The sequence below is a fragment of the Clostridium prolinivorans genome (genome assembly GCF_004011155.1).
Lineage (GTDB): Bacteria > Bacillota > Clostridia > Clostridiales > Clostridiaceae > Clostridium_AT > Clostridium_AT prolinivorans.
On record NZ_RJWG01000002.1, the window covers coordinates 188,953 to 215,337 of the forward strand.

Genomic DNA, 26,385 nt, shown 5'->3' on the forward strand with positions numbered 1-26,385 from the left:
TGATATAAATTAATTTTCACTATAATTTATAATGTTTATTACTTTGTACTATATCTGTATATAGTTATCAATCATTAATAAAAATACTTTTTTGTTATATAATCATTAAAATAATAATCATAAATACTTTTTAATTATAACCATATAATATACTAATTATAATAAAAAATAAAGGTCAGCTTATAAAGCCAACCTTATGATAATAATACTCTATCACTTAAAAATTCTTTACCTTGTATATTGTTGAAATTTTCAATAAGCTTTTCAACAGTTAAGCCTTTTTTATCATTATCTTTTATATCAACAACTATATTCCCTGTATGCATCATTATTAATCTATTCCCTAGTTTAATTGCGTGGTTTAAATTATGTGTTACCATAAGAGTAGTTATATCATTATCATTAACTATTTTTTCTGTTAAATCAATTATAATTTCTGAAGTTTTAGGGTCTAAAGCTGCAGTATGCTCATCTAATAAAAGAACTTTAGGTTTTTGCATAACTGCCATCATAAGACATAATGCCTGTCTTTGTCCCCCTGATAAAAGTCCTACTTTAGTATATAATTTATCTTCAAGACCCAATTTTAATTCAGAAAGCATTTCTTTAAACATATTAACATTTTTTTTAGATATTCCAAAACTTAAATTAAATCTTTTTCCTTTGTTGTAGGCTAAAGATAAATTTTCAAGTATAGTCATATGAGAAGCTACTCCTTTTGAAGGATCTTGAAATACTCTCCCTAAATATTTTGAACGTTTATATTCAGGAACTTTATTTATTTCATTACCATCTATAATTATAGATCCACCATCTTCTTTTATAGAACCAGCTATTATATTCATAAGGGTAGATTTTCCAGCGCCATTACTTCCAATAATAGTTACAAAATCTCCTTTATTTACTTCTAAATTAAGTCCATTAAATAAATCATTTTGATTTACAGTATTTTTATTAAATGTCTTGTATAGATTTTGTATTTTTAGCAATAGCCTTACCCCCTAATGTAACTAATTTTTTATTTTTAAATCCGAAACTTTTCCCATTTAAAGATAGAGCTAATATTACAATTAAAGCTGTAATAAGTTTTAAATCTGTTGCTGGAAGTCCCATCTTTAATGCAATTGATATAGCTGCTTTATATAACATAGAACCTATTATAGTCATAGTAGTTGCCTTAATAATACTTACTTTTTTAAATATAGTTTCTCCCATTACTACTGCAGCCAATCCCATAACCATAGTACCTGTTCCCATATTTACATCTGAAAAGCCTTGATATTGTGCCATGATTGCTCCTGAAAATGCTATAAGTCCATTTGAAAGCATAAGCCCTAATAATTTTATGCTATCTTTGTTAACACCTAAAAGTGTTACCATTTGTTCATTATCTCCTGTTGCCGTCAAAATAAAACCAAGCTTAGTTTTCATAAATAAATCTAAAGCTAATTTTATAACTAAAACAATTATTAATAATATAATTATTGAGTAATCTGTTTTTGAAAAAATAGTTTCTTTCCCAAATAAAGGCACATTTGATTTAGACATTATTCTAAGATTTATAGAATATAAACCCATCATCACTAATATACCACTTAAAAGTTCTGAAATTTTAAGTTTTACATTTAAAACCCCAGTAACTAAACCTGCTAATGCACCTGTGAAAAAAGCTATAATACATGAAATAAAAGGATTCATACCTTTCATAAGACAAAGAGCTGTAATAGCTGCTCCTAAAGGAAACGTCCCATCTACAGAAAGATCTGAAAATTTTAATACTTTAAATGTTAAATATATCCCTAGTGCAACTATAGAAAATATTAATCCCTGCTCTAATGTGCTTATAAAAAGTTCCATATTAATTAACGCCCCCAGTTATCTTTTTTGCTTTATTACTTATATCTTCAGGTATATTTATATTTAACTTTTTAGCTGCATCTATATTAATAACCATAGAAAGCTCAGATAAAGTTGTAATTGGGATTTGAGAAACTTTCTTACCATTTAATATTTCAACAGCCATAAGTCCTGTTTGAAAACCTAATTTAAAATAATCTATACCATTAGTTGCTAATGCTCCTGATGCCACTTGTCCTTCTTCAGAACCTATGATAGGTATATTCTTTTTAAAACATGTATTGCTTATTAAAGGCATTGCAGAAACTACTAGATTATCCGTTGGAATATATAATACATCTATTTTATCTAATATTGAATTTAAAGCTTGGGTTATTTCATTGACATTATTTACTCCAACAGATACAAGTTCAAGGTTAAAATTTGGAACTGCTTTTTTTATGTTTTCCAGTTGAATTTCAGAGTTGCTTTCGCTTGAATTATATATTACACCCATTTTTTTACTATTAGGTAACAATTTTTTTAAAAGCTCCAACTGTTTTTCAATGGAAACATCATCAGAAGTACCCGTTACATTTGTATCTGGCTTATCTAAAGATTTTGTAAGACCAGCTTTTATAGGATCTGTTACAGCTGTTATAAGTATAGGAATATCCTTTGTAGCATTATAAGCAGCCTGTGCAGATGGTGTAGCTATTGCTAATATTAGATCTTCTTTTTGAGATACAAAATTCTGTGCTATAGTTTGAGCTGTTGCTATCTCACCTTGAGCATTTTGATAATCAATTTTTATATTTTTACCATCTTCAAATCCTTTAGATTTTAGTGCCTCAATAAATCCATTTCTGGCTGCATCTAAAGCCGGATGCTCAGTTACTTGACTTATTCCTATTTTTATTATTTTTTCTTTATTTGCTGATTTATCAGATGAAACCGCTGGAGTTTTAGAACATCCTCCTAGAATTGATACACTTAATAAAAGTGATGTTAGAATTGAAATTTTTTTACCTACCATACTACCATCCTCCAAAATTAATTAATATAAAATAAAAGCTCTCAAAAGGAGAGCTTACTTAACATAAAAGAACAAAAAGTAAAATTTTCTTAAACTACACTATATCTCCTACTAAAACTACCATTCTACAATTTTAATTATATTTAAAAATATCAATAATACTATAAATTTAAATATTAAATACTTACTTGTAAAAAAATTTATATAAATATAATCTATGCTACAAATTTATCACTACATATAAAAACATTACATTAAAAATAAATTATAGGCTAAATTTTATCATATATTTTTAACTATTTCAATATACTTTTACAATTTCTTAAATACAAAATATAATTTTATAACACTTAATATAATTATTACATTTATAGGTTGTATATATTTTTTCAATTAATAGAATTTAATAATTTCTTTCTCTCTTCTAAATTAAGATATGCACTATGAAAAATCTTCGCAAAAATAAGTAAACTTCTTTATATAATTTTAACTTTAGTATAGCAGAGTTAGCAAACTACGCATAAATTATGAATTAAAGATTAAATATTGACTCAAATTTTTAAATATCATACTATAAATATAGATATTCTGATTTTAATATCAAATGTAATCAAAAATGATTTAATAAGGAGATAAAAATGAAAACTAAAGTATTTTTAATAAGACATGGTGAAACTGAATGGAATAAATTAGGCAAATTTCAAGGCTGTAACGATATAGAATTATCTAAAGAAGGTATTATACAAGCTACGTATTTATCAAGAAATTTTAATGGCAATTTTGATTATATATACACGAGTCCTTTAAAAAGAGCAGTACAAACAGCAGAAATTATTGCTGCAAGTAAACAAACTAAGCCTATTGTAGTTAAAGAATTAAGAGAAATAAATTTTGGTAAATGGGAAGGTCTTACAATAAAAGAAATATCAAATAATTTTCCAAAAGAATTTTATAACTGGAGAAATGATAAACTTGAGGCTCCTATATGCGGAGGAGATTTAAGTTTGAAAAATGCAAGTATACGAGCTAAAAATGCTATAAATAAAATTGTAACAAAGCATATGGAAAAGAAAATTTTAATAGTAGCTCATGGTGGAATAATAAAAGCTGGACTAATTGGACTTTTTGAATGGGATATGACAATGTACCATAAAATCAATTTAGGGAATACTTCAATTTGTGAAATAGATTTTGATTATGATTTAAATCCAACTATAATTAAAATAAATGATACAAGCCATATACCAAATAATTATATTATTAAATCATACGTATAATACTTTGAGCTAATTTTTTATCTTAAATTCATAAGTCCTAGAGGGATTAATCTGCAACAGAACCATCATATAAATTACAATGAGCATAACTTATATATTAAAATACTAACTAAATAATAAGTAAAAAGAGGGTTCTGTACTTGTAAATAAAAAGATCCGATTAAAATGACATCTCACCTTAATCGGACTTTTTATATCGTATTCTATTTTACTGGTGCTGGAGCTTTTACAACAATTAACTCTAAAATAATAGATATTGGTACAGGTACTGAAATCATGTCAGAATATCTCATTCTGACTAATCCACTAAATATTACTGCTATAGATATATCTGAAAACATTATATTCTTCCGTCTATTGAAATAACAGCTAAAATTATGTGTAAATACTTTAAAATATCTACAATAATAGACAATGAAGAAATGTATTTTATTAATGGAATCAAAAAAATAAAATTTAAAAACACTACCATGAAAATTGGTAGTGTTTTTATACCAAGCTTTTTATTTTCTTTTAGCTAAATAACTTTTCTTTTTATTAATAATTCTATAATTATTAAAGCAAAAGCTCCACCTACAAGTGCAGTTATAAGTTGAGGAGTACTCATACTTATTGATAATGCCTTAAGCACCTTAGGTGGAAAATTTAAGCCAAAAAGATTTATTAATTTAGTAGAAGCAAAGGTTAAAAAAGCATATTTCCCTATTGCTCCAAGAATAATTCCAATACCTCTTTTTAACAGTTGTCCTTCCATAAATAATGAAAATAAAAATACAAATAAAAAATTCCCGATTATAATAAATGGTATAAATGGAGCTAAAGGAGTTGCAAGTTGACCAACAAGCCATGCTAAAATAGGAGTTAAAATTCCTACTCCTACACCCCACCACTTGCCGCAAATAAAAGCAGTTAATATTAAAATACAATTAATTATCGGACCTACTAAAAATTGATTAATCTGTGGTATATTTCTACCTATTATTTGAAATATGATACCCATTGCTAATAGTAAAGAAGCTTGAACTAATTTTTTTGTGTTAATGTTCATTTTTATATCTCCAATCTTTTATATTACTTTTATTATGTTTCCGGTATTGTTATATATAAATTTTTCTTTAAATTCATGTTTGATTTCTTTAGCAGCTTTTTCTCCTGTACAATGAGACAATCCTAAAATTTGTATATGCTTTTCTTTTAAAAAGTCAATTGTTTTACTTAACCTTAATTCATCAGCTTCACGTAAATGAGTTCCCCCTATGACACCATAGATTGGGATACCTGTTCTTTCTATAATTGTCTCTAAAATATTAAAATTTATTGTACATTATACATTCCTTAATCTTCACGTACTTAATTGTTCCTTCTCCATTTGCATACTTTATTATTCCAACATTTCTTGGACACATAAAATGTTCAATTACTGTGTCAGTATAATTTTCTGGAAACAAACAATTAAATCCATTACTTTGTAGTTTTACACCATTTTGTGCAAATATCTGCCTTTTTACTGCACATAACCTCATCTGAACCGCAAACAGGACAGTTATATTTATCCTGCTCATAGTTTATTTCATATACATTCCCACAATTAAAGCATTTAAATTTACAAAATGTTGCCCTATAATTTCCGCCATTTATCCTTATAGCATTTCCTTCTGTCAAAGCTATAGCTATCTTTTTTCTGGCACTATCAATAATATTTTGAAAAGTTTGCCTTGATACCTGCATTCTATCAGCACACTCTTCTTGATTTAGCTCTTCAATATCCTTAAGCCTCATTGCTTCAAGTTCTTCTACTTTTAATACTATTTCTTCAATCTCGCATTTAGGCTTACCCCATGGAACAAAATAAGTGTCCTCTGGGAAAAATTCTACTCTTCTAAATTTTGTTGGTCTTGGCATTTTAATTCCTCCCTGCATTTACTGCATAATCCTAAAAACATAATATTGGAATCATATATTACTATGTTATTTTCTTCCTCTACTTTTTTATTTAACTTTAGATAGTCAAAGTTTATACTTTGACTATCTATATCAATTATACTATTACATTTAAAACATTTAAAATGAACATGCAGGGGTTTACCACTAAATATTTTCATTTCATAATAACTTATGCCATTAATATTTATTTCTTTTACTATTCCAAGTTTATTAAATACCTTTAAAGCTCTATAAACCGTAGCAAGTCCTATATGGTGGTATTCTTTTATTTTATCGTATATTTCTTTTACATTAAGATGAGTTTTACTATCTAAAATAGTTTTTAACACTATCCTCTTGCCTATTGTAAATTTATATTCATTTTCCTCTAAGAGCTTTTTAAAAGGCATCAAATCATCTTTCATAAAATCATCCTTTATAATTATTCATTGCAGTGTCCTTCATGTTCATGTTCTCTGCAAACACTGCCTGTTGATTTTAAATCACCGTTTATATATTTTTGCACTATATCATCGCATAAACCTTCAGCACCAACAACTACTTCAATTCCATTTTCATTAAATAACTGCTGTGCTGTTTCTCCCATGCCACCTGCAATAATAACATTTACATCTAATTCCTTTAGAAATACTGGAAGATATCCAGGTCTATGCCCTGGATTTGAAGTAAAATTCTTATTTAGTGACTTGCCTTCTTCTACATCATATATTGTAAAACCTTCACAATGTCCAAAATGTCCACTTACATATTTTCCTTCACTTGCAACTGCTATTTTCATTTAAAATTCCTCCCTATATTTTTATTTAAATTTTTATTTTATACTTTCTTTTAAAATATCATCTTCATTATCTGATAAAATTGCAATCTTGTTTTCTTTATCAATTTTTATAACTTCATCTATTAGAAGCTCTACACCTGCATTTGTAAGCATTGAATCTGGTATTCTATTTTTACTTGCATACTTTAATGTTCCAAAAATATATGGTATCCCACAAGGAACCATAACTGTTTTATTTTTTCTTACAAGTACTACACTTTTATCTGCATATACTTTTTTAGCTATTGTAGCAGTAATTATTCCCCTGCGCTTCCTCCGATTACTAAAATATCTGTATTAATCATTACTATTCCTCCAAATCTTTTATTATATTTTTTACTATAGGGTTAAAAATCAATTCAAGACTTTCATTTACGCTTTCATACCAATGCTCACTCAAATTGCTTATACTATTTAGCATAGGAAGTTCTCCTAATAGTTTTAAATTCATTTCATTTAAAAATTTCTCTGTACTTTCGCCATTAAAAAGTTTTATTTTTTTACCACAATCAGGACAAGTTATATAACTCATATTTTCAATAACACCTAAAATGTTAATATCCATTTTTCTTGCCATATTTACAGCCTTTGATACTATCATAGAAACAAGATCTTGTGGCACAGATACCATAACTACTCCATTAATTGGAATAGATTGCATTACTGTTAATGCAACGTCACCTGTTCCGGGAGGCATATCAATTATTAAATAATCAAGTTCTCCCCAAAGAACATTTGTCCAAAATTGCTCAACTACACCTGCAATCATTGGTCCTCTCCATATTACAGGATCATCTTCCTTATCTATTAGGAAATTTAGTGACATGACCTTTATTCCATCATAGTTTTCAACAGGTATCATCATTTCTTCAAGTACTTCAGCTCTTTTACCTCTTAATCCAAGCAGCCTTGGAATACTTGGTCCTGTTATGTCAGCATCTAATATGCCCACACTATACCCAAGCTGTTTTAAATGTTTTGCAATGAGTACAGATATTGAAGACTTACCTACACCACCTTTTCCACTCATAACACCAATAATTTTTTTTACATTGTTTAATGGATTATTTTTAATCATACAGCTTTCCTTATCCTTTGAGCATCCATCATTTGATGGACATGTACTGCATTCTCCCATAAAATCATCTCCTAAATAAAATTTATTATTAGCATTTGCCAATTTCATATTACATCTATTTTTAGTTATTGTCAAATGCCAATTATAAATATCTTTAATTCGTAATACAAAAAAATAAAATAATAAAAATTAAGAAATTATATTTACCTAAGAGGTTATGAAAATATAATTGATAAATACGAAATTATGGGAGTGTAATTAGATTTGATTTTACACAAAACTAATTACACCCCCATAATTTTATACATTAGGTATAGATCTATGACCTATTCCTATTACTAAATCATTTAAATGTAAAACACCTATACTCATAAAAATTGCAACACTTAGATGTTCCCCACTTCTTGCTATGCCTATTTTCCCTCCAACATTTAACCCATTAGCTTTAGAAGCTACCTGCATAATAGCCTCTCTTGCAGCACCAATAACAGCTCCATCATGAACATGACAATCTTTTATTATGCCATTTCTTTTAGCGGCCACTAAAGCTCTTTCCATTATTTTAGTAATTGAATTATTTAAATTTCCACCTACATCTACAGCTACAGTTAATATTCCTTTTTCTTTAAATTTACTTTCCAATTCTTTTTCTTCTTCTCTTGATGATATAGCAAGCTCTATTGAAGCTTTAGCTACTGCTATACTGTCAATAATCATTTGTATCACTCCATCTAAATTTTTATTTTTAATAAGTTTAATATTAAATTTATTATTTTATGATTAACCAACAATAAGCTGTAAATTAATTTCCACTATACAATTTATAATGTTTATAAATTTCTATTATATTTATATATAATGGTTAAAAGACTTTTTGAAAGATAATCATTTTATATTTTTTTATAACTTAATTGTATTATAATGTATTATTAAATAAAAGAGAAAAGGTAAAAAGAATTTTAACTTTTTACCTTTTCTCTTTTATTTATGAACTTTGTTTTTAAACTATACCTTGATACATCATAGCATCTGCAACTTTTAAAAATCCTGCAATATTTGCTCCTACTAAAAGATTACCTTTAAATCCATATTCTTCTGCAGTAGCAACACTTTTACTGTGTATATTTACCATTATATCTTTTAATTTTTTATCAACTTCTTCAAAAGTCCAATTCATTCTCATACTATTTTGAGACATTTCAAGAGCTGAAACTGCAACACCACCTGCATTACTTGCTTTAGCTGGTGCAAAAAGAACATTATTTGCAAAATATACCTCTACTGCCTCTAAAGTTGATGGCATATTTGCTCCTTCTCCTACTGCTTTAACGCCATTTTTAACTAATGTAAGAGCAGCTTCTTTATCAATTTCATTTTGAGTTGCACAAGGAAGTGCTACATCGCAAGGAATATTCCATATTCCATTGCAGCCTTCATGATATTCTGCAGAAGGATGATATTTAATATATTCGCTTATTCTTCCTCTATTTACTTCTTTAATATTTTTTACAGTTTGTACATCAATACCATTTTTATCATAAATAAATCCATTAGAATCACTACAAGCTAAAACTTTAGCCCCAAGTTGTTTAGCTTTTTCCATAGCATAAATAGCCACATTTCCTGATCCAGATACTAATACTTTCATACCGTCCATATCCATGCCATTACTCTTAAGCATTTCTTCAACAAAATAAACCAATCCATATCCAGTTGCTTCTGTTCTAACTAAACTTCCTCCAAAAGTAAGTCCTTTACCAGTAAGTACTCCAGCATCATAAGAAGAAGCAATTTTTTTATACTGTCCAAATAAATATCCTATTTCTCTTCCTCCAACTCCAATATCTCCTGCTGGAACATCTATGTTTTCTCCTATATGTTTATAAAGTTCCGACATAAAACTTTGACAAAATCTCATAATTTCTCTATCTGACTTACCTTTTGGATCGAAATTAGAACCTCCTTTTCCGCCACCAATAGGAAGACCTGTTAATGAATTTTTAAATATTTGTTCAAAACCTAAAAACTTTATAATGCTTAAATTTACTGTAGGATGAAATCTTAATCCACCTTTATAAGGTCCTATAGCACTATTAAATTGTATCCTATATCCTCTATTTACCCTAACTTTACCATTATCATCTATCCAAGGTACTCTAAACATTATTTGCCTTTCAGGTTCTACAATTCTTTCAAGTATACCTTCTTCCATATACTTTGGATTTTTGTCAAATACAGGAATCAATGTTTCTAAAACCTCTTCTACAGCTTGAAGAAACTCGTGCTGTCCTTCATTTTCTTTTTTTACTTCGTCTAAAACTTTGTTTACGTACTCTTTACCATTCATAATAGCACCCCTTTAATTTTGCAAGTTTATATCATATATTATTGCACTTTTTATAAAATAGTGCAACAAAAAAATACAAAAAATCTCAATTTGAAAACGTTTGTTTGCATATATTTTATTTTTATATTTTATTTTTTGCTTCCTTTTCTGTTTTATAAATTAAATCTATTGTTCCGCCCCCAAGGCATACTTCATCTTTATAAAATACTACTGCCTGACCTGGAGTTATAGCTCTTTGAGGCTTTTCAAAAACAACATCACATCTTCCATTATCTTTAATATTTAATATAACATTTTGATCAGGCTGTCTATATCTAAATTTTGCAGTACATGAAAATGTTCCTGTTGGCTTATTGTTACTTATCCAATTTAAATCACAAGCTTCAAGTCCATAAGAATACAAAGCTGGATGATTTTCACCTTGAACCACATATAATATATTTTTATTTAAATCTTTATCTACAACAAACCATGGTTCTCCAGTACCTATTCCTCCAATCCCAAGTCCCTTTCTTTGTCCTAAAGTATAATACATAAGTCCATCATGCTTTCCAACTGTCTGACCTGTAAGAGTTTTGATTTCACCAGGTTTTGCAGGCAAATAATTGCTTAAAAATTTATGAAAGTTTCTTTCTCCTATAAAACATATTCCTGTACTGTCTTTTTTAGTTGCTGTTTTTAAACCGTATTTCGCTGCAATATCTCTAAGTTCTGTTTTTTTAAGATGTCCTACTGGAAACATAGTTTTAGATAATTGATATTGATTTAATTGACATAAAAAATACGTTTGATCTTTGTTTGAATCAACAGACCTTAAAAGTTTATATTCATTATCTATAAAATCAACTTGAGCATAATGACCAGTAGCAATATAGTCTGCTCCTATTTTAAGTGCATAGTCTAAAAATGCTTTAAATTTAATTTCTTTATTACACATAACATCTGGATTTGGTGTTCTTCCTTTTTTATATTCCTCAAGAAAGTATGTAAATACTCTATCCCAATATTCTTTTACAAAATTTACAGAATAATATGGTATTCCTATTTGATCACATACCCTTCTTACATCTTCATAGTCATCAACAGCTGTACAAACACCATTTTCATCAGTTTCATCCCAATTTTTCATAAATATTCCTATAACATTATATCCCTGTTCTTTAAGAAGTAAGGCCGCAACAGAAGAATCAACCCCTCCTGACATTCCAATAACAACTGTAGTATCTTTAGGTTCTTTTTTCATATATAAACAACCTTCCTTTTGCATTTTTATAAATTTTTCTTTGACATTTCTATACTCTTTTCAGTACAAGCTTTCATAGCTTCTATAACTGTTCCTCTAAAATTATGTTTTTCAAGAGTATAAACAGCTTCAATTGTTGTTCCTCCTGGAGAACAAACATTATCTTTTAATTTTCCAGGATGTATTCCTGTTTCAAGCACCATTTTAGCAGCTCCAAGAACTGCTTGAGCAGCCATTTTATATGCTTTTTCTCTTGGTATTCCATCTCTAACTGCACCATCACTTAAAGCTTCAATAAACATATATACATAAGCTGGAGAAGAACCGCTCACAGCAGTAACTGCATCCATAAGTTTTTCTTCTATTAATTCAGTTTTTCCAAAGCTTTCAAAAATATTAATTATATAATTTAATTCTTCATTTAAAACCATATTATTTGAACATATAGCTGTCATACCTTCTCTAACTAATGCAGGAGTATTAGGCATAGTTCTAACTACTTTAATAGGAAAATCAAATGAATTTTCAATAAAGTCTATAGTTATACCTGCAGCTATAGTAACTATTATTACATCTTTTTTTATATAATTTTTTATTTCTTTAATAACATAAGTATATATATTAGGTTTTACTGCTAATATTAAAATATCTGCAAATTTAGCAGCTTCAATATTATTTGTAGTAATTAAAACATCATATTTTTCTTTAACAGACTTTAATTTTTCATAACTTCTATCACTTAATATTATATTTTCTTTTGAAATAATATTTGAATTTATTATTCCTCCAAGCATAGCTTGAGCCATATTGCCACAACCTATAAATCCTATTTTTTTATCCATAATATTCATCACCCTTATCTATATTTTTATTAGAATAATATTTACAGTATGAAGCTATTGTACATTTCTCACATTTTGGATTTCTTGCAGTACAAATTCTTCTTCCATGAAAAATAAGAAGATGATGTGCTTTACTCCATCTTTCTTTTGGTATGTTTTCCATAAGTTGTTCTTCAGTTTTAATTACATCTTCACTCTCTGCAATGCCAATTCTATTAGATACTCTAAACACATGAGTGTCTACTGCTATTGCTGGGACATTAAAAGCATTGCTTAATACTACATTTGCAGTTTTTCTCCCAACTCCTGGAAGTTTTATTAATTCTTCCTTAGTTTTTGGAACTTCTCCATTAAATTCATTAATAAGCATATTAGAAAGTCCTATTATGTTTTTAGATTTATTTTTGTATAATCCTATTTCTTTTATTTCTTTTTCAAGCTCTTCTTGTTTTAATTTTATAAAATCATAGGGAGTTTTATATTTATTAAACATTTTTTTAGTAACTTCATTAACTTTCTTATCCGTAGTTTGAGCACTTAACACTGTAGCTATTAAAAGTTCAAAAGGATTTTTATGTACTAATTCACATTTTGCATCTGGATAAGTTTCTTCTAAAATATCTAAAATTTCTTTTACATTATCTTTTTTCATTTATTATATATTCACCTCTATATAAATTTAAAGGCATGATGCTACAATTAAATATACTCTATATACATAAAGCTTCAAAATATTTAAATAATTTTATAATAAACTAATAATTATTTTTTCTTTTTAAAATCTATATTCCCATGCTTATATTATTTTACTAAAGTATATTTTATTTTAATATTTCATAATTTATTATTTCTCAGGAAATACTCTTATTAAAAATTTAATGCAAAGATATATAGCAAATAAAACTACAAAAATTCCTGTCATACCTTTAACCATAACCACTAAAGCTTTTATAAAGTTATTAAAAATTTCATAATTCATATATTATAACACCATCCTTTAATTTTACTATTTTATAATATTTAAAATTATTCCTCCAGCTATAACTGAAGCTATTTGCCCTGCTACATTAGCTCCTACAGCATGCATAAGTATGAAATTTTGATTATCTTCTTTTTGAGCCATCTTTTGAATAACCCTAGCTGACATAGGGAATGCAGATATACCTGCTGCTCCAACCATAGGGTTTATTTTATTTTTTAAAAAAAGATTTAATATCTTTGCAAATACTACCCCTCCTATAGTGTCAAATATAAAAGCAATAAGTCCTAATCCAATTATCATAGCAGTTTGAAGTGTTACAAAATTTTCTGCTTTCATCGATGATGCTATAGTTATGCCAAGAAGCAATGTAATAATATTAACCAAATCCTTTTGAGCTGTTTCTGATAATCTGTCTAATACTCCACATTCTCTTATAAGATTACCAAACATTAAAAATCCAATAAGAGAAACAGAAGTTGGAGCAATAAGTCCGGCTACAAGAGTAACTATTATAGGGAATAAAATTTTTGTTTTTTTAGAAATATTTTCTGGATTATATTGCATTTTTATTTTTCTTTCATTTTTAGTAGTTACAAGTTTAATAGCAAAAGGCTGAATAACTGGTACCAAAGACATGTAAGAATATGCTGCAACAGTTATAGGTGCTATGTACTTAGAATTAAAAAAATTAGCAACAAATATAGAAGTAGGACCATCTGCTGCACCTATAATACCAATTGATGCTGCATCTTTTAAATCAAATCCTAAAAGAGTTGCTGCTATTATAGTAAAAAATATACCAAATTGAGCTGCTGCTCCAAATAATAACATAAAAGGATTAGATAAAAGAGGTCCAAAGTCAATCATAGCCCCAATTCCTATAAATAATAAAAGTGGAAACATCTCTGTTGAAATTCCGCCTTTAAATAAAAAATCCAATATTCCTTCCGTTTCTTTACCATTTATAATTTGAGTTATAGCTCCCGAAAAAGGTATATTAACTAAAATTGCTCCAAATCCTATAGGTAAAAGTAATGAAGGCTCAAAATCTTTTGCAATAGCAAGATAAATTAAAATGCCCCCAATTCCCCACATAATAACTTGTTTAATTGTTATTGAAGCTATACCTTGAATTAAAAATTCCACAATATATCCTCCTCTTATAAATAAATTTAATTTTTTAAAATTCATATTTTCAATGTATTTATTATATCACAACAAATTCATACTTAGCCTTAATTTTCATTAAATGTTATAAATAAACTTAAAGGTCTTTAGTATTTTCATACCAAAGGCCTTTAAAAATTTAACTTTTTAGTTTTTATTTTAAATATATCTATTATTTTTAATATATTCTATTTATAAACTCCTCTATATTCTTCTGGAATAAGTTCTGCTATAGCTTTCATTAGCGTAGTTAAAGCTCTTTTTTCATAATCTTGCTTTTCCTCTCCCTGCTCTCTTTTAGGAATACTTATAGGCTTCCCTATTCTAACACCTATATTTGCATCCTGAAAGCTTTCTTTATCCATATTACCAGTATCATTTATAGGAAGAAATTTTTCTGTTCCCCAAATTCCAATTGGTATAATAGGAACATTAGTAATTTTAGCTATAAGGAGGAGTCCTTTTTTAGCTTCTATCATACTTGCTGTTCTACTTCTTGTTCCTTCTGGAAATATAAGTATATTGTTCCCGCTTTTTATAAGATTTATAATCCTCGTAAGCCCTTCTTTATCCGCCGTATTAGGCTTTAAAGGCGTAGTTTTAACAAGCCTTACTCCTAAATTTGTTGTAGCATTTTGTGAAAGCTTTACCCCTGCAACATAAGTTATATCTTGATCTTTTAATACTTTATCTAATATAAGAGCATCTGAATTGCTTAAATGATTAGATATAAATATTACAGGTTTTTTTACATTATTTAAGTTTTCCTTGCCTTTTAAATCTATATTAGCATGTTTTTTTATCATATAATCTACAAATTTTCTTGCAGCAAAATTTACAACTTTATCAGGCAAATAATCTGTTATTTTTGCAATTTTAGGAGAAATCACCCTATGTTTCACCCTTCCTTATTAAATTTATTTATTAAATTTATACTTAAGTATAAATTTCAAAAGTTTCAAAATCTAATACATAAACTAGTAAAATAATACTCTCTTATAATAAAAATATTACAAAGTTATATTGTTATATTACTAAATTATATTTAAATTTAATAATATCTAACTACATTGTAAAAATAAGTATTTTATATAGAAAAATTTTTAATAAAATATAAATTTTAATAAAAATACTGCTTAATTTTATTATAATTCGAAAAACTTTAAAAGTCTATGGTAATAATTTTTAACATAGGGTGAGTTAATTGAATCAATATCTATATACTTAATATTGTTGTTTTTTGCTAAATTAATTAAAGCATTTCTTATAATAATATTTTTGCCTCTCCATCCACAAGAAGTTATAGCATATTTTTCTTTAAATGTTTTATTATCTATATTAATAATTTCTTTTAAATTTATTTTTTTCATGTAATCATATGGAATAAATTCTTTTAAATTTGAAAAATTTATTACTTTATTAAAAGGACATATATCTTGGCAGCTATCACATCCAAACATCCTTCCATCTAATTTATTAAACCATACATCTTCTATTTCTTTTTTTTGAGTTATATATGAAAGACATATATTAGGACAATTTTCATTTTTATTTATAGCTTTTGTAGGGCATGTATTTAAACACAAATCGCAATTACCGCATTTTTGCTTTAAAGGTTTGTCAATTTCTATTTCTAAATCTGTTATTATCTCTCCAAGGAAAACATAAGATCCATATTTTTCTGTAATAATCATATTATTTTTCCCATAAAAACCTATACCACATAAATAAGCTATATATCTTTCTGGAAGTGAATTACTATCCACAAAATATATAGCTTTTCCTCCTAAACTTTCTATAAAATTGCATATTTTTTTTAAATAATTTGATATTACTTTATGATAATCTCTTCCTAAAGTATATTTTGAAAAATATACGTATTTATCATTTTTATATTTAAAATTTTCATAAAAATCATGAAGATATGGAAAAGCAATTGAAATAATAGTTTTCCCATCCTCCATATAAATTTTAGGATTAATTCTTTTATCTATATCTTTTTCTTCAAATTCATTCTCTAATCCCTTTTGTTTTCTTTGTTTAAAAAAGGGCTTTAGTTCATCAAAAATCCTGCAACTACAAAAACCTACAGTATCTAATCCTAAATTATTACAAAATTTTAAAATTTCACTTTTGTAGTTCATTATTATCATCCTTTGAAAAATTATATTACCATTTCATTGTAAATATTTCTTTTTTTACCCATATAATCGCTAATTTCTATAATAGTATTAGGTTTTGCAGATACAACCTTAGCGGGAATGCCAACGGCAGTTGAATTGCAAGGTATATCCGCTAACACTACTGCATTAGCTCCTATTTTGGAATTATCACCTATATATATTGGTCCCAGTACTTTAGCGCCTGCCCCTATAACTACATTATTACCTATAGTAGGGTGCCTTTTACCCGTTTCTTTTCCTGTACCCCCTAAAGTAACTCCATGATAAATAACCACATCATTACCTATTTCAGCTGTTTCACCTATAACAACACCCATACCATGATCTATAAATAGTCCTTTCCCTATTTTAGCTCCAGGATGTATCTCTATTCCTGTAAAAAATCTAGCTGCTTGAGATATTAATCTTGCAATAAAATAAAATTTTTTCTTATAAAAACTGTGTGCAATTCTATAAGCTATAATTGCATGCATAGAAGGGTATAATAATAAAACTTCTAATTTACTTTTTGCTGCTGGATCATTTTTTAATACATTATTTATATCATATTTTATATTTTTAAACATAGATTGTTACCTCCCTTCAATTAATATTCTGCTGTTCTAGTATATAAAAAACTAGAACAACAAAATAAGTTATTATTTAATTTATTCATATAAACCCATTGACAGATACTTCTCTCCTCCATCTGGAGCTATAGTTACAATTTTTTTACCTTTACCTAATTTTTTAGCAATTTCTAACGCTGCAGCAACATTAGCTCCAGAGGATATTCCAATTAATATTCCTTCTTCTCTTGCTACTAATCTAGCTGTTTCAAAAGCTTCCTCATCACTAACTGATAACACTTCATCAACCACTTTGCCGTCATATATATCTGGTATAAATCCTGCCCCTATACCTTGTATTTTATGTGGTCCTGGCTGTCCTCCAGATATTACAGGAGAATTTTTAGGCTCTACTGCAACTATTTTTACATCTTTTTTTATTTCTTTAATTCTTCTGCCTACTCCTGAAATAGTTCCGCCTGTTCCTACTCCTGCTATAAATACATCTAAGTCGCTTATATCTTTTATTATTTCTTCAGCAGTAGTATCATAGTGTTTAATTGGATTTGCTTCATTCATAAACTGTTGAGGAATATAAAATCCTTTGTTATTTTCTGCTATTTCCTGAGCTTTTGCTATAGCGCCTTTCATTCCTTTAACACCTTCAGTCAAAACAAGTTCTGCACCATAAGCTCTTATCATATTTCTTCTTTCTACACTCATAGTCTCTGGCATAACAATTATAACTCTATATCCTTTAAGCCTGCCTATCATAGCAAGAGCAATTCCAGTATTTCCACTAGTAGGTTCTACTATAGTATCTCCTTTTTTTATAAGTCCCATTTTTTCAGCTTTTTCTATCATTCCAAGAGCAGCCCTATCTTTAACACTACCACCTGGATTATATTTTTCTAATTTTAAGTAAATGTCTGCCATATTATCTTTAATTATATTATTAAGTTTTAAAATTGGTGTATTTCCTATCATTTCTAACGCATTATTATATAACATACCTATTCCTCCTTAAATTTAATTCTTATTTGTATTGTAGATTTTTTGTCAAAAATAAAACTCCGTCTCTTATTAAAATCAAGAGACGAAGTTAAACTCCGCGGTTCCACTCTACTTGGATATAATATCCCACCTTATTCAAGCACCATATGATGCTTTATCACTATAACGGGTGATCCCGATGAAACTTACTAAAATAAATTAGCATTTATTTTTTCAGCTCATAACTCCGAAGGGCACTTCATATAAACTTCTTCATAGATATCTTCTCAGCTTTAGATATCCTCTCTGTATGCTTTGTTTATACTACTTTCCTTCTTCACAGTATTTCCGAGTAATTTACTATGAATTTTATACTTATATTATATATAAATCTTATAAAATTTGTCAACTATATTTTAAAAAATTTATTTACAAAATCTATGATTTCCAATAACCTTTATAACAGGTCTTGACCATATCCATTTATTAGTTGTTTTGGCAGGGTTATAATAATAAAGAGCTCCTCCAGAAGGATCCCAGCCATTTAAAGCATCTCTTGCAGCTTTTATAGAACTAGGATACATTTGTGCATGTATCTGCCCATCAACTATTGCTGTAAAAGCACCTGGCTGATATATTACTCCAGCAATGGTATTGGGGAATTGAGGACTTTTGGTTCTATTTATTATAACTGCTCCAACCGCAACTTGACCTTCATAAGGCTCACCTCTCGCTTCTCCATTAATACACCTTGCTAGAAGCTGTACATCTTTTTCATTGCTATTAGTAGTTTTAGCAGTAGTATTTGTTGATTGACTACCAGTATTCCACTGGCCTGCATTTATTCCAAGAGCATTTAAAGTTCTATCTCCAGCAATACCATCTACCTTAAGACCATTTTTTTGTTGAAATTTTCTAACTGCAAGATATGTTTTATAACCATATATTCCATCTAATCCACCATCATAATATCCCCATGCTTTTAATCTTCTTTGTATTTCTGTAACTATAGTCCCTCTTGAGCCCCACTTATATGTTACAGCCCCTACAGTATTATTTATAGGTGAAAAATAGACCGAAGTAATTATGTATGTAATCATAATTACTGATAAATATAATGCTATTTTTTTTAAATTAAATACCTTTTTTATCAAAAATATCCCTCCTTTGTTTAAAACAATTTTATATGTGCAATTTTAGTTTGTACTTATATATAAAAAAAATACATTTTTAATATAAATAAGAAACTGCTTTGAAACTAACTATTTAGTTAGTTTCAAAGCAGTTTAATGTAAATTCTATATAAGAGAGTAAATTGTAAAACTATTTTAAATGATTTTATAAATTTTATATTACACTTTTATTTTAGCCGGCTCTTTTTATTTTTCTTTTTAAATTTAAAGGAAGCACTTCATCTAATATATCACTTAAAATTACACTTCCACATAATTTATCTTCTTTATCAACTACAGGAAGAGAAACTAAATTGTACTTAACTGCCAGCTCAATAGCCTTATCTATATTATCTTTATCATTAATTTTTATAACATTAGTATCCATAATTTCTCTTAACTTGCAATTAGAATTAGAAATAATCAAATTTCTTAAAGAAATAACTCCTTGAAGTTTTTCATCATCATCTACTATAAATATATAATGCATTACTTCATCATCAGGTTTAAGTTCTCTTAGTAGCTCTATAGTTTCTTCTACTGTTATATCAACATTAAAAGCTATAAAATCTTTATTCATTATACTTCCAACTGTTTCATCTTCATATCTCATTAAAGTTCTTATTTCATCAGCATCTCCACTTTCCATGCTTGCTAATATTTTTTCAGCTGTTTCTTCATCTACTTCATCAAGAATACCTGCAATTTCATCATTTGGCATACTATCAAAAACTTCTACTACTTTAGATTCACTTATGTTTTTAATTAAATCTTTTTGAATTTCCGGCTCAATTTCTTCTAAAGTATCTGCAGCTAAATTTTCATCTAAGCTTTCAAAAACTTTTTTTCTAAATTCACTATCCATTTCCTCTAATATATCTGCCAAATCAGCAGGATGAAGTTTTGATAATTTTTTATATGGTACAGAAATCATTAAATTATTATTTTGCATTTCAATAGATTCAACATCATCCCATATTATTAAACTATCTGAAATTTCTTTATGAATTAAAGAACAAATCCATTTTACTATACCTTCCATTTTAAACCTTCTTGCTAAAGCAAGAAAACCTGTATCAACAGCAACAACTCTAAGTTCTCCAGCAATTATACTCATACTTAAATCATTAACTTTTACTACTTTTTTGCCATTTATATCTATTATTTGTTTGCCTAAAAGATGTTTAGATAAAAGATAAGAAAAGCTTCTTGGTATTATTTCTTTAGCATCTCTTATTTTTATAATTATTTTATTATTATCTTTAAAAAAGTCTATACTTCTAAATTCATAATAAAATATTTCTCCACCTTTTTTTATTTTATAGCCAATTGCCTTTGGATACCCTGTTTCTGTTGTAACAAAAATGTCTAAAAGTTTTCCTATGGAATCACCATATTCGTCATATACATTTTTGTGCAATATACTATTAAGGAAGAAATTTGTTATTTTTTCCATAAGATCCCTCCTCCTCAGAGGGACGGTTAAATAAAATGGATATGCGTCCCTCTGAAAATATTTAGTTTTCTTTTTAATTTTGTCCTCTCATATCGAGGGGCACCATCCATTCATCTCACCACCTATTAAAAAAATAAAAGAGCCTCAAAGGCTCCTAAAATTCAACAGTAAAATTCGTTGAGTTTTAGCACTATACAGCGTAGAACATAAGCTCAGCTGCATTAAATAAAACCTTAATTCGGTAGTATTTGTTGACCCATTGGCATCTCTCGATGTTTCCGGGCAGCAGCGTATATCTGTATAGGAGCCTCACCTAACAAAATATATTCTCTTTATACTATAAATTATATTATAATTTTACTAAAATGCAACCATATTTTATAAATTTAATTTAAATTTACTTAATTTAAGCTGTTATTTTTATATTTTAAAAGCTTTTATTATTATTTCTCTTTTTTTCTAACTAAAAATATATAATTCACGCTTTCTTAATAATTTTCATTATGTTAATATAAATATAAATTCATTTACAAGGGGTCGTACTTATGAAAAAACAGCAAGAAACATTAACAGATAAATTTCTTCCAATTTGTATGGATGATTTAATAAAAAGAAATATAAGTGAATTGGATTTTGTATTTATAACTGGAGATGCTTATGTAGATCATCCTTCTTTTGGATGTGCAGTCATTGCAAGAATTCTTGAAGATGAAGGCTTTACAGTTGGTATCATTGCTCAACCTAATTGGAATAATGCTGAAGATTTTAAAAAACTCGGAAGACCTAAACTTGGATTTTTAATTAACTCTGGTAATATTGATTCTATGGTAAATCATTATACCGCAGCCAAAAAAAGAAGAAGAGATGATATTTACTCTCCCGGTGGAAAATCAGGATTTAGACCAGATAGAGCAGTAATAGTTTATTCCAATCGTGCCAGAGAGGCTTATAAAGATGTCCCTATTATTATAGGCGGTATTGAATCTAGTTTAAGAAGATTTGCTCATTATGACTATTGGGAAGATAAAGTAAGAAGAAGTATATTATTAGATTCTAAAGCTGATTTACTTGTTTATGGTATGGGTGAAAAAACTATTATAGAAATAGCTAATTTACTAAAATATGGTATGCCTATAAATAAAATTACTAAAGTAAGAGGTACTGCATATATTACTAAAGAAATTGATAATATTAAAGATTATATAGAAGTTCCATCTTTTGAAGAAGTTTCTAGTAATAAAAAAGCTTACGCAGAAAGTTTTAAACTTGAATCTTACGAGCAAGATGGAATAAGAGGAAAAACTATTGTACAAAAACATGGTGATAGATATTTAGTTCAAAATCCACCTCAGTTACCTTTAACTCAAGAAGAAATGGATAGAACATATAATCTTCCATATGCTAGAGATTATCATCCTATATATAAGTCTCAGGGTGGAATTCCTGCAATAAATGAAGTTAAATTTTCTATAATAAGCCATAGAGGATGTTTTGGAAGTTGCTCTTTTTGTGCTCTTACTTTTCATCAGGGGCGAACTATACAAAACAGAAGTCAAGATTCTATTATAGAAGAAGCAAATAAAATAATTAAAGACAAAGATTTTAAAGGATATATTCATGATGTAGGTGGACCTACCGCAAACTTTAGGCATAAGTCTTGTAAAATTCAAGAAACTAATGGTGTTTGCAAAACAAAACAATGTTTGCATCCAGTTCCATGTAAAAATTTAATAATAAGTCATAAAGAATATTTAAATCTTCTTAGAAAACTTAGAAAACTTCCTGGAGTAAAAAAAGTATTTATTCGTTCAGGTATTAGATATGACTATTTAATATATGATAAAAACGAAGAATTTTTTGAAGAATTATGTAAATATCATATAAGTGGTCAATTAAAAGTCGCTCCCGAACATGTAAATAATAAAGTTTTATACCAAATGGGAAAACCAACAAGAGAAGTTTATGATAAATTTGTAGATAAATATAATAGTATAAATAAAAAGCTAAACAAAAAACAATTTTTAGTACCATATTTAATGTCAAGCCATCCAGGAAGTGATTTAAATGCTGCTATAGAGCTTGCTTTATATATAAAAAAAATGGGCTATATTCCAGAACAGGTTCAAGATTTTTATCCTACCCCTGGAAGCCTTTCTACAACAATTTATTATACTGGTATAAATCCATTTACTGGAGAGAAAGTTTATGTACCAAAAACTCAAAAGGAAAAAAGTATGCAAAGAGCGCTTCTTCAATATAAACGTCCTGAAAATTATAATATTGTAAAAGAAGCATTAACTTTAGCACATAGGGAAGATTTAATAGGTTTTGGAAAAGAATGTTTAATACCTCCAATACCTCCTAAAAAAGTAAAAAAATATAATAAAAAATAATATTTCTATAATTTAAAATTTTTTGTAATTAAGTTATAATTTTTATATAAATAGCTTAGGAGGTATTATATGAAAAAAAATATTATATTTACTATTTTAATAATTATAATATTTACTATTTCTTTTAATAAAAATAAAATTTTAGGATTGATTTTCTTATTACTTTTGTTTTTATTTTTATTAATAAAAAATATATCAAATATATATGTTTTTAAAGCTGTAAAAAAATATAAAAATGGAGATATATCTGAAGCTTTAAAATTATATGAAAAAGCATTAAAGCACAAAAATGTATCTTCTACAATAAAAATTAATTATGCTTATTTACTTATAAGAGAAGGAGAAATAGAAAAAGCTCTTAAAATATTAGAACCTCTTTTAAAAACCAATTTAAAAGACAGAGATAAAATTAATGCTACTTTAAATCTATCTATAGCTTTATGGAAAAAAGATAACTTAAAAGAAGCTATTAATGTACTTGAAAATTTATATGATAATAATTACAAAAATACAGTGCTATATCAAAATTTAGGCTTATTTTATATATTAAATGGAGATTTACAAAAGGCTTTAGATTTTAATTTAGAAGCTTATGAATATAATAATACTGATGCAAGCATTTTAGATAATTTAGCTATAAATTACTATATGCTTAAAGATTACGACAAGGCTTTAGATATTTATGAAAAATTAATTCCTTTAAATCCATCTTTTCCAACTGCATATTATTATTATGGATTGACATTAAAAATGAATAAAAATTTTAAAGATGCTTTAGAAATGTTTGAAAAATCTTTAACTTGTCGTTTTTCATATTTAACACCTATAAAAAAAGAAGAAATATTAAAAGAAATAGAAGAAATTAAACAAAATTTATAATAATTAATGTTTATGGCAGATTTAGCAGCAATGCTTATCTGTCATATTTTTTATGTTAATCATATAAATATTATATATATTTTATATTAAGTAATATCATAATTATTATTATTTTATTAAAGGAAATTTAATCTTTTATTACACTATTTAATTTTCAATTTATATATCTATAAATGTCAGATATAAAATTTTAAAGTTTATATCTGTAATTTATTAATTATGATATACTTTATATAAAAGTAACTCCTAAGAGGTGAATATAATGGAAAACCGAGCTGGAATTGAATATTTTAAAGACGCCCATAAACTTGCTTTAAAAGAATATAATAAATGTGTTTCAAAAGGTGAAATAGGTTATCTTCCTTCTCTTGAAGGAATACTAAAAGACACAGAAATAATATCTCAAGTAGATTTAGGTTTAATAGAAATTCCAATGAAAAAAATTATAGGAACTTATACTCATCTTAGAAGTCTATCTTTTGCTAAAAACTTTATGCCTCTTATAGAAACTGAATTTAAAGATAAATGGTCAGCTCTTTGTATAGCTCATATAAATGAAGGTATACGAGATCCTATAAAGGTATATGAATATTTAAATTGGTTTTATGTTATTGAAGGAAATAAAAGAGTTAGTGTTCTTAAATATTTTGATGCTTATTCTATTAGTGCTAAAGTTATTAGACTTATACCTAAAATGGATGAAAATAATAAAGATATAAAAATTTATTATGAATTTCTAAAATTTAATAAAATAACTAAGATATATTCTATATGGTTTTCTAAAGAAGGTAGTTTTAATGAGCTTCTCAATCTTTTAAGCCGCTTTGATTCAAAATCACCAAACTTTTTTGATAAATATAAATACTTTGAAATTTATATTTATAATACTTTTTCAAAAATTTATAAAAAATTTGAAAATAATAAACTTCCATTAACAACTGGAGATGCTTTTTTAGAATATGCTAAAATTTATGGGATTCCTAAAGAACTTAATGAAGAAAAACTATCAAAAAGAATGCCTGAATTTATTAAAGAATTAGAAGCTATATGTAATAGTGATGATTATAAACTTTCTACTACTTTAATAGAACCTACTCAAAATAAAATGATAAGTACACTTACATCTTTAGTAATTCCAAGAAAAAAATTAAAAGTTGCTTTTGCCTACGCAAGAACAATAGAAAACTCTGGCTGGACATACGCACATGAACTTGGAAGGCTTCATATAGAAAAAGTATTAAAAGATCAAGTAATAACATCTTATGTAGAAAATGTTCCTGAAAATCTTGAAGCTTATAAAGTTTTTAAAAATCTTGTTAAAGATGGCAATGATATTATATTTACAACGAGCCCTATTTATTTAAATCCTACACTTAAGTGTGCTCTTGAATTTCCAAATGTAAAATTTTTTAATTGTTCTGAGGCACATCCATATCACCATATAAGTAATTATTATGGAAGAACTTATGAGGCTAGATTTTTAACAGGAATAATAGCTGGATCTATGACCAAAAATAATATATTAGGTTATGTGGCTACAAGTCCTACCCCTGAAGTAATTAGTTCAATTAATGCTTTTGCACTAGGTGCTAAAATGGTAAATCCTTATGCTTTAGTAAAAGTTGCCTGGACTAATGAATGGAATAGCAGAATGAAATTTACTGATGCTGGGAATTATCTTATTAAGCAAGGCTGCGATATAATATGTAACAGAACTTTAGATGTTCCTCATCCTGTTTCTACAGAATTTGGAGTTTATTCTATGTTATGTAGTATAGATCAAAACAAAGGTATACCTGATAAATATTTAGCTACACCTATATGGAATTGGGGAATTTTTTATGAAAAAATTATAAAAAATATACTAAATGACACATTTAAAACAATAATTGATATGTTCAGTACAGATACAAAACTTATAAATTTTTGGTGGGGAATAGATACAGGAGTTGTTGATTTATTTTATTCTAAAGAAGAAGTGCCAGTAGAAACTCAAAAACTTGTTAATCTTATGAAAAAAATGATTATAAATAATGCTTATCATCCTTTTACTGGTCCTTTATATGATAAATACGGCAATTTAAAAATAGAAGAAGATGAAACTGCATCTTATGAACAAATATTATCAATGGATTGGTTTGTTGAAAATGTAGACGCTGAAGAATATAAAATATAAAAATTAAAACCGCTGA

At 27.2% G+C, this 26,385-nt stretch carries 27 protein-coding genes, 1 riboswitch and 1 other annotated feature; of the genes, 4 read left to right on the forward strand and 23 right to left on the reverse strand.

Features of this window, described 5'->3' with window-relative positions; genetic code table 11:
- Positions 1–194 precede the first annotated feature (194 nt).
- Genes EGD97_RS03560 through EGD97_RS03570 form a run of 3 tightly spaced genes read right to left on the reverse strand, consistent with a single transcriptional unit; the run spans position 195 to position 2,872 of the window.
- On the reverse strand, positions 195–989 hold the full coding sequence (locus tag EGD97_RS03560; RefSeq protein ID WP_078682452.1) for an ABC transporter ATP-binding protein: 795 nt from the start codon (positions 987–989) through the stop codon (positions 195–197).
- Positions 955–1,857: an ABC transporter permease gene (locus EGD97_RS03565; RefSeq protein WP_078682453.1), complete on the reverse strand. Its 903-nt coding sequence runs from the start codon at positions 1,855–1,857 to the stop codon at positions 955–957. The genes EGD97_RS03560 and EGD97_RS03565 overlap by 35 nt, the downstream gene beginning before the upstream one ends.
- Before the next feature lies 1 nt (position 1,858).
- Positions 1,859–2,872 (reverse strand): ABC transporter substrate-binding protein, encoded by a 1,014-nt coding sequence (locus EGD97_RS03570; protein ID WP_078682454.1) that lies wholly within the window; start codon positions 2,870–2,872, stop codon positions 1,859–1,861.
- Between the two features lie 638 nt (positions 2,873–3,510).
- On the opposite strand from EGD97_RS03570, the gene EGD97_RS03575 reads away from it, so the two are divergent.
- Positions 3,511–4,149, forward strand: a complete 639-nt coding sequence (locus EGD97_RS03575; RefSeq protein WP_078682455.1) for a histidine phosphatase family protein — start codon at positions 3,511–3,513, stop codon at positions 4,147–4,149.
- A gap of 203 nt (positions 4,150–4,352) precedes the next feature.
- On the opposite strand, the gene EGD97_RS12350 is transcribed toward EGD97_RS03575, so the two are convergent.
- From EGD97_RS12350 to EGD97_RS03670, 20 genes are all read right to left on the reverse strand, one after another.
- The gene (locus EGD97_RS12350; RefSeq protein WP_164850153.1) at positions 4,353–4,490 is read right to left on the reverse strand and encodes a hypothetical protein; all 138 of its coding nucleotides are present in this window, start codon (positions 4,488–4,490) and stop codon (positions 4,353–4,355) included.
- 176 nt (positions 4,491–4,666) lie between these two features.
- Positions 4,667–5,197 (reverse strand): ECF transporter S component, encoded by a 531-nt coding sequence (locus tag EGD97_RS03580; protein ID WP_078682456.1) that lies wholly within the window; start codon positions 5,195–5,197, stop codon positions 4,667–4,669.
- Positions 5,198–5,610: 413 nt separating this feature from the next.
- Positions 5,611–6,051 (reverse strand): DUF134 domain-containing protein, encoded by a 441-nt coding sequence (locus EGD97_RS03590; RefSeq protein ID WP_127836509.1) that lies wholly within the window; start codon positions 6,049–6,051, stop codon positions 5,611–5,613.
- Complete coding sequence (locus tag EGD97_RS03595) at positions 6,021–6,497, reverse strand: Fur family transcriptional regulator (protein WP_127836510.1); 477 nt, start codon at positions 6,495–6,497, stop codon at positions 6,021–6,023. Before EGD97_RS03595 ends, EGD97_RS03590 begins: the two co-directional genes overlap by 31 nt.
- A 17-nt stretch (positions 6,498–6,514) precedes the next feature.
- Positions 6,515–6,871: a NifB/NifX family molybdenum-iron cluster-binding protein gene (locus EGD97_RS03600; protein ID WP_127836511.1), complete on the reverse strand. Its 357-nt coding sequence runs from the start codon at positions 6,869–6,871 to the stop codon at positions 6,515–6,517.
- Positions 6,872–6,904: 33 nt separating this feature from the next.
- Positions 6,905–7,096: a hypothetical protein gene (locus tag EGD97_RS12495; protein ID WP_180376976.1), complete on the reverse strand. Its 192-nt coding sequence runs from the start codon at positions 7,094–7,096 to the stop codon at positions 6,905–6,907.
- A gap of 121 nt (positions 7,097–7,217) precedes the next feature.
- Entirely contained in the window at positions 7,218–8,048 is an 831-nt protein-coding gene (locus EGD97_RS03610; protein ID WP_078682458.1) for an Mrp/NBP35 family ATP-binding protein, read from the reverse strand.
- Between the two features lie 240 nt (positions 8,049–8,288).
- On the reverse strand, positions 8,289–8,705 hold the full coding sequence (locus EGD97_RS03615) for a HutP family protein (RefSeq protein WP_078682459.1): 417 nt from the start codon (positions 8,703–8,705) through the stop codon (positions 8,289–8,291).
- A gap of 283 nt (positions 8,706–8,988) precedes the next feature.
- Positions 8,989–10,335, reverse strand: a complete 1,347-nt coding sequence (gene gdhA, locus EGD97_RS03620; protein WP_127836512.1) for an NADP-specific glutamate dehydrogenase — start codon at positions 10,333–10,335, stop codon at positions 8,989–8,991.
- 121 nt (positions 10,336–10,456) lie between these two features.
- Complete coding sequence (mnmA, locus tag EGD97_RS03625; RefSeq protein ID WP_078682461.1) at positions 10,457–11,578, reverse strand: tRNA 2-thiouridine(34) synthase MnmA; 1,122 nt, start codon at positions 11,576–11,578, stop codon at positions 10,457–10,459.
- Positions 11,579–11,604: 26 nt separating this feature from the next.
- A complete protein-coding gene (gene proC, locus EGD97_RS03630) occupies positions 11,605–12,420 on the reverse strand; it encodes a pyrroline-5-carboxylate reductase (RefSeq protein ID WP_078682462.1) in 816 nt (271 codons plus the stop codon).
- Entirely contained in the window at positions 12,413–13,072 is a 660-nt protein-coding gene (nth, locus tag EGD97_RS03635) for an endonuclease III (protein ID WP_078682463.1), read from the reverse strand. Before nth ends, proC begins: the two co-directional genes overlap by 8 nt.
- Positions 13,073–13,264: 192 nt before the next feature.
- Positions 13,265–13,399, reverse strand: a complete 135-nt coding sequence (locus EGD97_RS12685; RefSeq protein ID WP_265936967.1) for an OadG-related small transporter subunit — start codon at positions 13,397–13,399, stop codon at positions 13,265–13,267.
- 27 nt (positions 13,400–13,426) lie between these two features.
- Positions 13,427–14,548: a sodium ion-translocating decarboxylase subunit beta gene (locus tag EGD97_RS03640; RefSeq protein ID WP_078682464.1), complete on the reverse strand. Its 1,122-nt coding sequence runs from the start codon at positions 14,546–14,548 to the stop codon at positions 13,427–13,429.
- 209 nt (positions 14,549–14,757) lie between these two features.
- Positions 14,758–15,459 (reverse strand): lysophospholipid acyltransferase family protein, encoded by a 702-nt coding sequence (locus tag EGD97_RS03645; protein WP_078682465.1) that lies wholly within the window; start codon positions 15,457–15,459, stop codon positions 14,758–14,760.
- A 255-nt stretch (positions 15,460–15,714) separates the two neighbouring features.
- The gene (gene queG / locus EGD97_RS03650; RefSeq protein ID WP_078682466.1) at positions 15,715–16,713 is read right to left on the reverse strand and encodes a tRNA epoxyqueuosine(34) reductase QueG; all 999 of its coding nucleotides are present in this window, start codon (positions 16,711–16,713) and stop codon (positions 15,715–15,717) included.
- Positions 16,714–16,733: 20 nt separating this feature from the next.
- Positions 16,734–17,318 carry a serine O-acetyltransferase EpsC gene (epsC, locus tag EGD97_RS03655; RefSeq protein ID WP_078682467.1) on the reverse strand — a complete coding sequence of 195 codons (585 nt, stop codon included), beginning with the start codon at positions 17,316–17,318 and terminating at the stop codon, positions 16,734–16,736.
- Between the two features lie 81 nt (positions 17,319–17,399).
- Positions 17,400–18,311: a cysteine synthase A gene (gene cysK / locus EGD97_RS03660; protein ID WP_078682468.1), complete on the reverse strand. Its 912-nt coding sequence runs from the start codon at positions 18,309–18,311 to the stop codon at positions 17,400–17,402.
- Positions 18,312–18,389: 78 nt separating this feature from the next.
- Positions 18,390–18,643: a binding site (T-box leader), on the reverse strand.
- Positions 18,644–18,718: 75 nt separating this feature from the next.
- Positions 18,719–19,444, reverse strand: coding sequence for a spore cortex-lytic enzyme (gene sleB / locus EGD97_RS03665; RefSeq protein ID WP_180376978.1), 726 nt, complete (start codon positions 19,442–19,444; stop codon positions 18,719–18,721).
- Positions 19,445–19,658: 214 nt separating this feature from the next.
- On the reverse strand, positions 19,659–20,921 hold the full coding sequence (locus EGD97_RS03670) for a magnesium transporter (RefSeq protein WP_078682470.1): 1,263 nt from the start codon (positions 20,919–20,921) through the stop codon (positions 19,659–19,661).
- A 164-nt stretch (positions 20,922–21,085) separates the two neighbouring features.
- Positions 21,086–21,249: riboswitch (M-box (ykoK) riboswitch) on the reverse strand.
- Positions 21,250–21,466: 217 nt separating this feature from the next.
- On the opposite strand from EGD97_RS03670, the gene EGD97_RS03675 reads away from it, so the two are divergent.
- The 3 genes from EGD97_RS03675 (at position 21,467) to EGD97_RS03685 (ending at position 26,369) form a co-directional block, all read left to right on the forward strand.
- Positions 21,467–23,314 (forward strand): YgiQ family radical SAM protein, encoded by a 1,848-nt coding sequence (locus EGD97_RS03675; RefSeq protein ID WP_127836513.1) that lies wholly within the window; start codon positions 21,467–21,469, stop codon positions 23,312–23,314.
- A 69-nt stretch (positions 23,315–23,383) separates the two neighbouring features.
- Entirely contained in the window at positions 23,384–24,193 is an 810-nt protein-coding gene (locus EGD97_RS03680; RefSeq protein ID WP_078682472.1) for a tetratricopeptide repeat protein, read from the forward strand.
- A gap of 262 nt (positions 24,194–24,455) precedes the next feature.
- Entirely contained in the window at positions 24,456–26,369 is a 1,914-nt protein-coding gene (locus tag EGD97_RS03685) for a BMP family ABC transporter substrate-binding protein (protein WP_078682473.1), read from the forward strand.
- Positions 26,370–26,385 lie beyond the last annotated feature (16 nt).

Excerpts from the sequence above, each read along its gene's own strand:
- EGD97_RS12495 (WP_180376976.1), bottom strand. The coding sequence starts at position 7,096 with ATGGTTCCTTGTGGGATACCATATATTTTTGGAACATTAAAGTATGCA.
- EGD97_RS03680 (WP_078682472.1), top strand. The coding sequence starts at position 23,384 with ATGAAAAAAAATATTATATTTACTATTTTAATAATTATAATATTTACT.
- EGD97_RS03570 (WP_078682454.1), bottom strand. The coding sequence starts at position 2,872 with ATGGTAGGTAAAAAAATTTCAATTCTAACATCACTTTTATTAAGTGTA.
- queG (WP_078682466.1), bottom strand. The coding sequence starts at position 16,713 with ATGAACTACAAAAGTGAAATTTTAAAATTTTGTAATAATTTAGGATTA.
- EGD97_RS03600 (WP_127836511.1), bottom strand. The coding sequence starts at position 6,871 with ATGAAAATAGCAGTTGCAAGTGAAGGAAAATATGTAAGTGGACATTTT.
- EGD97_RS03595 (WP_127836510.1), bottom strand. The coding sequence starts at position 6,497 with ATGAAAGATGATTTGATGCCTTTTAAAAAGCTCTTAGAGGAAAATGAA.
- EGD97_RS03615 (WP_078682459.1), bottom strand. The coding sequence starts at position 8,705 with ATGATTATTGACAGTATAGCAGTAGCTAAAGCTTCAATAGAGCTTGCT.
- EGD97_RS03565 (WP_078682453.1), bottom strand. The coding sequence starts at position 1,857 with ATGGAACTTTTTATAAGCACATTAGAGCAGGGATTAATATTTTCTATA.
- gdhA (WP_127836512.1), bottom strand. The coding sequence starts at position 10,335 with ATGAATGGTAAAGAGTACGTAAACAAAGTTTTAGACGAAGTAAAAAAA.
- epsC (WP_078682467.1), bottom strand. The coding sequence starts at position 17,318 with ATGTTTAAAAATATAAAATATGATATAAATAATGTATTAAAAAATGAT.
- EGD97_RS03685 (WP_078682473.1), top strand. The coding sequence starts at position 24,456 with ATGGAAAACCGAGCTGGAATTGAATATTTTAAAGACGCCCATAAACTT.
- proC (WP_078682462.1), bottom strand. The coding sequence starts at position 12,420 with ATGGATAAAAAAATAGGATTTATAGGTTGTGGCAATATGGCTCAAGCT.
- EGD97_RS12685 (WP_265936967.1), bottom strand. The coding sequence starts at position 13,399 with ATGAATTATGAAATTTTTAATAACTTTATAAAAGCTTTAGTGGTTATG.
- EGD97_RS03610 (WP_078682458.1), bottom strand. The coding sequence starts at position 8,048 with ATGGGAGAATGCAGTACATGTCCATCAAATGATGGATGCTCAAAGGAT.
- cysK (WP_078682468.1), bottom strand. The coding sequence starts at position 18,311 with ATGTTATATAATAATGCGTTAGAAATGATAGGAAATACACCAATTTTA.
- EGD97_RS03590 (WP_127836509.1), bottom strand. The coding sequence starts at position 6,051 with ATGCCAAGACCAACAAAATTTAGAAGAGTAGAATTTTTCCCAGAGGAC.
- EGD97_RS03580 (WP_078682456.1), bottom strand. The coding sequence starts at position 5,197 with ATGAACATTAACACAAAAAAATTAGTTCAAGCTTCTTTACTATTAGCA.
- nth (WP_078682463.1), bottom strand. The coding sequence starts at position 13,072 with ATGAAAAAAGATAATGTAAAAGAAATTTTAGATATTTTAGAAGAAACT.
- EGD97_RS03675 (WP_127836513.1), top strand. The coding sequence starts at position 21,467 with ATGAAAAAACAGCAAGAAACATTAACAGATAAATTTCTTCCAATTTGT.
- mnmA (WP_078682461.1), bottom strand. The coding sequence starts at position 11,578 with ATGAAAAAAGAACCTAAAGATACTACAGTTGTTATTGGAATGTCAGGA.
- EGD97_RS03575 (WP_078682455.1), top strand. The coding sequence starts at position 3,511 with ATGAAAACTAAAGTATTTTTAATAAGACATGGTGAAACTGAATGGAAT.
- EGD97_RS12350 (WP_164850153.1), bottom strand. The coding sequence starts at position 4,490 with ATGTTTTCAGATATATCTATAGCAGTAATATTTAGTGGATTAGTCAGA.
- EGD97_RS03670 (WP_078682470.1), bottom strand. The coding sequence starts at position 20,921 with ATGGAAAAAATAACAAATTTCTTCCTTAATAGTATATTGCACAAAAAT.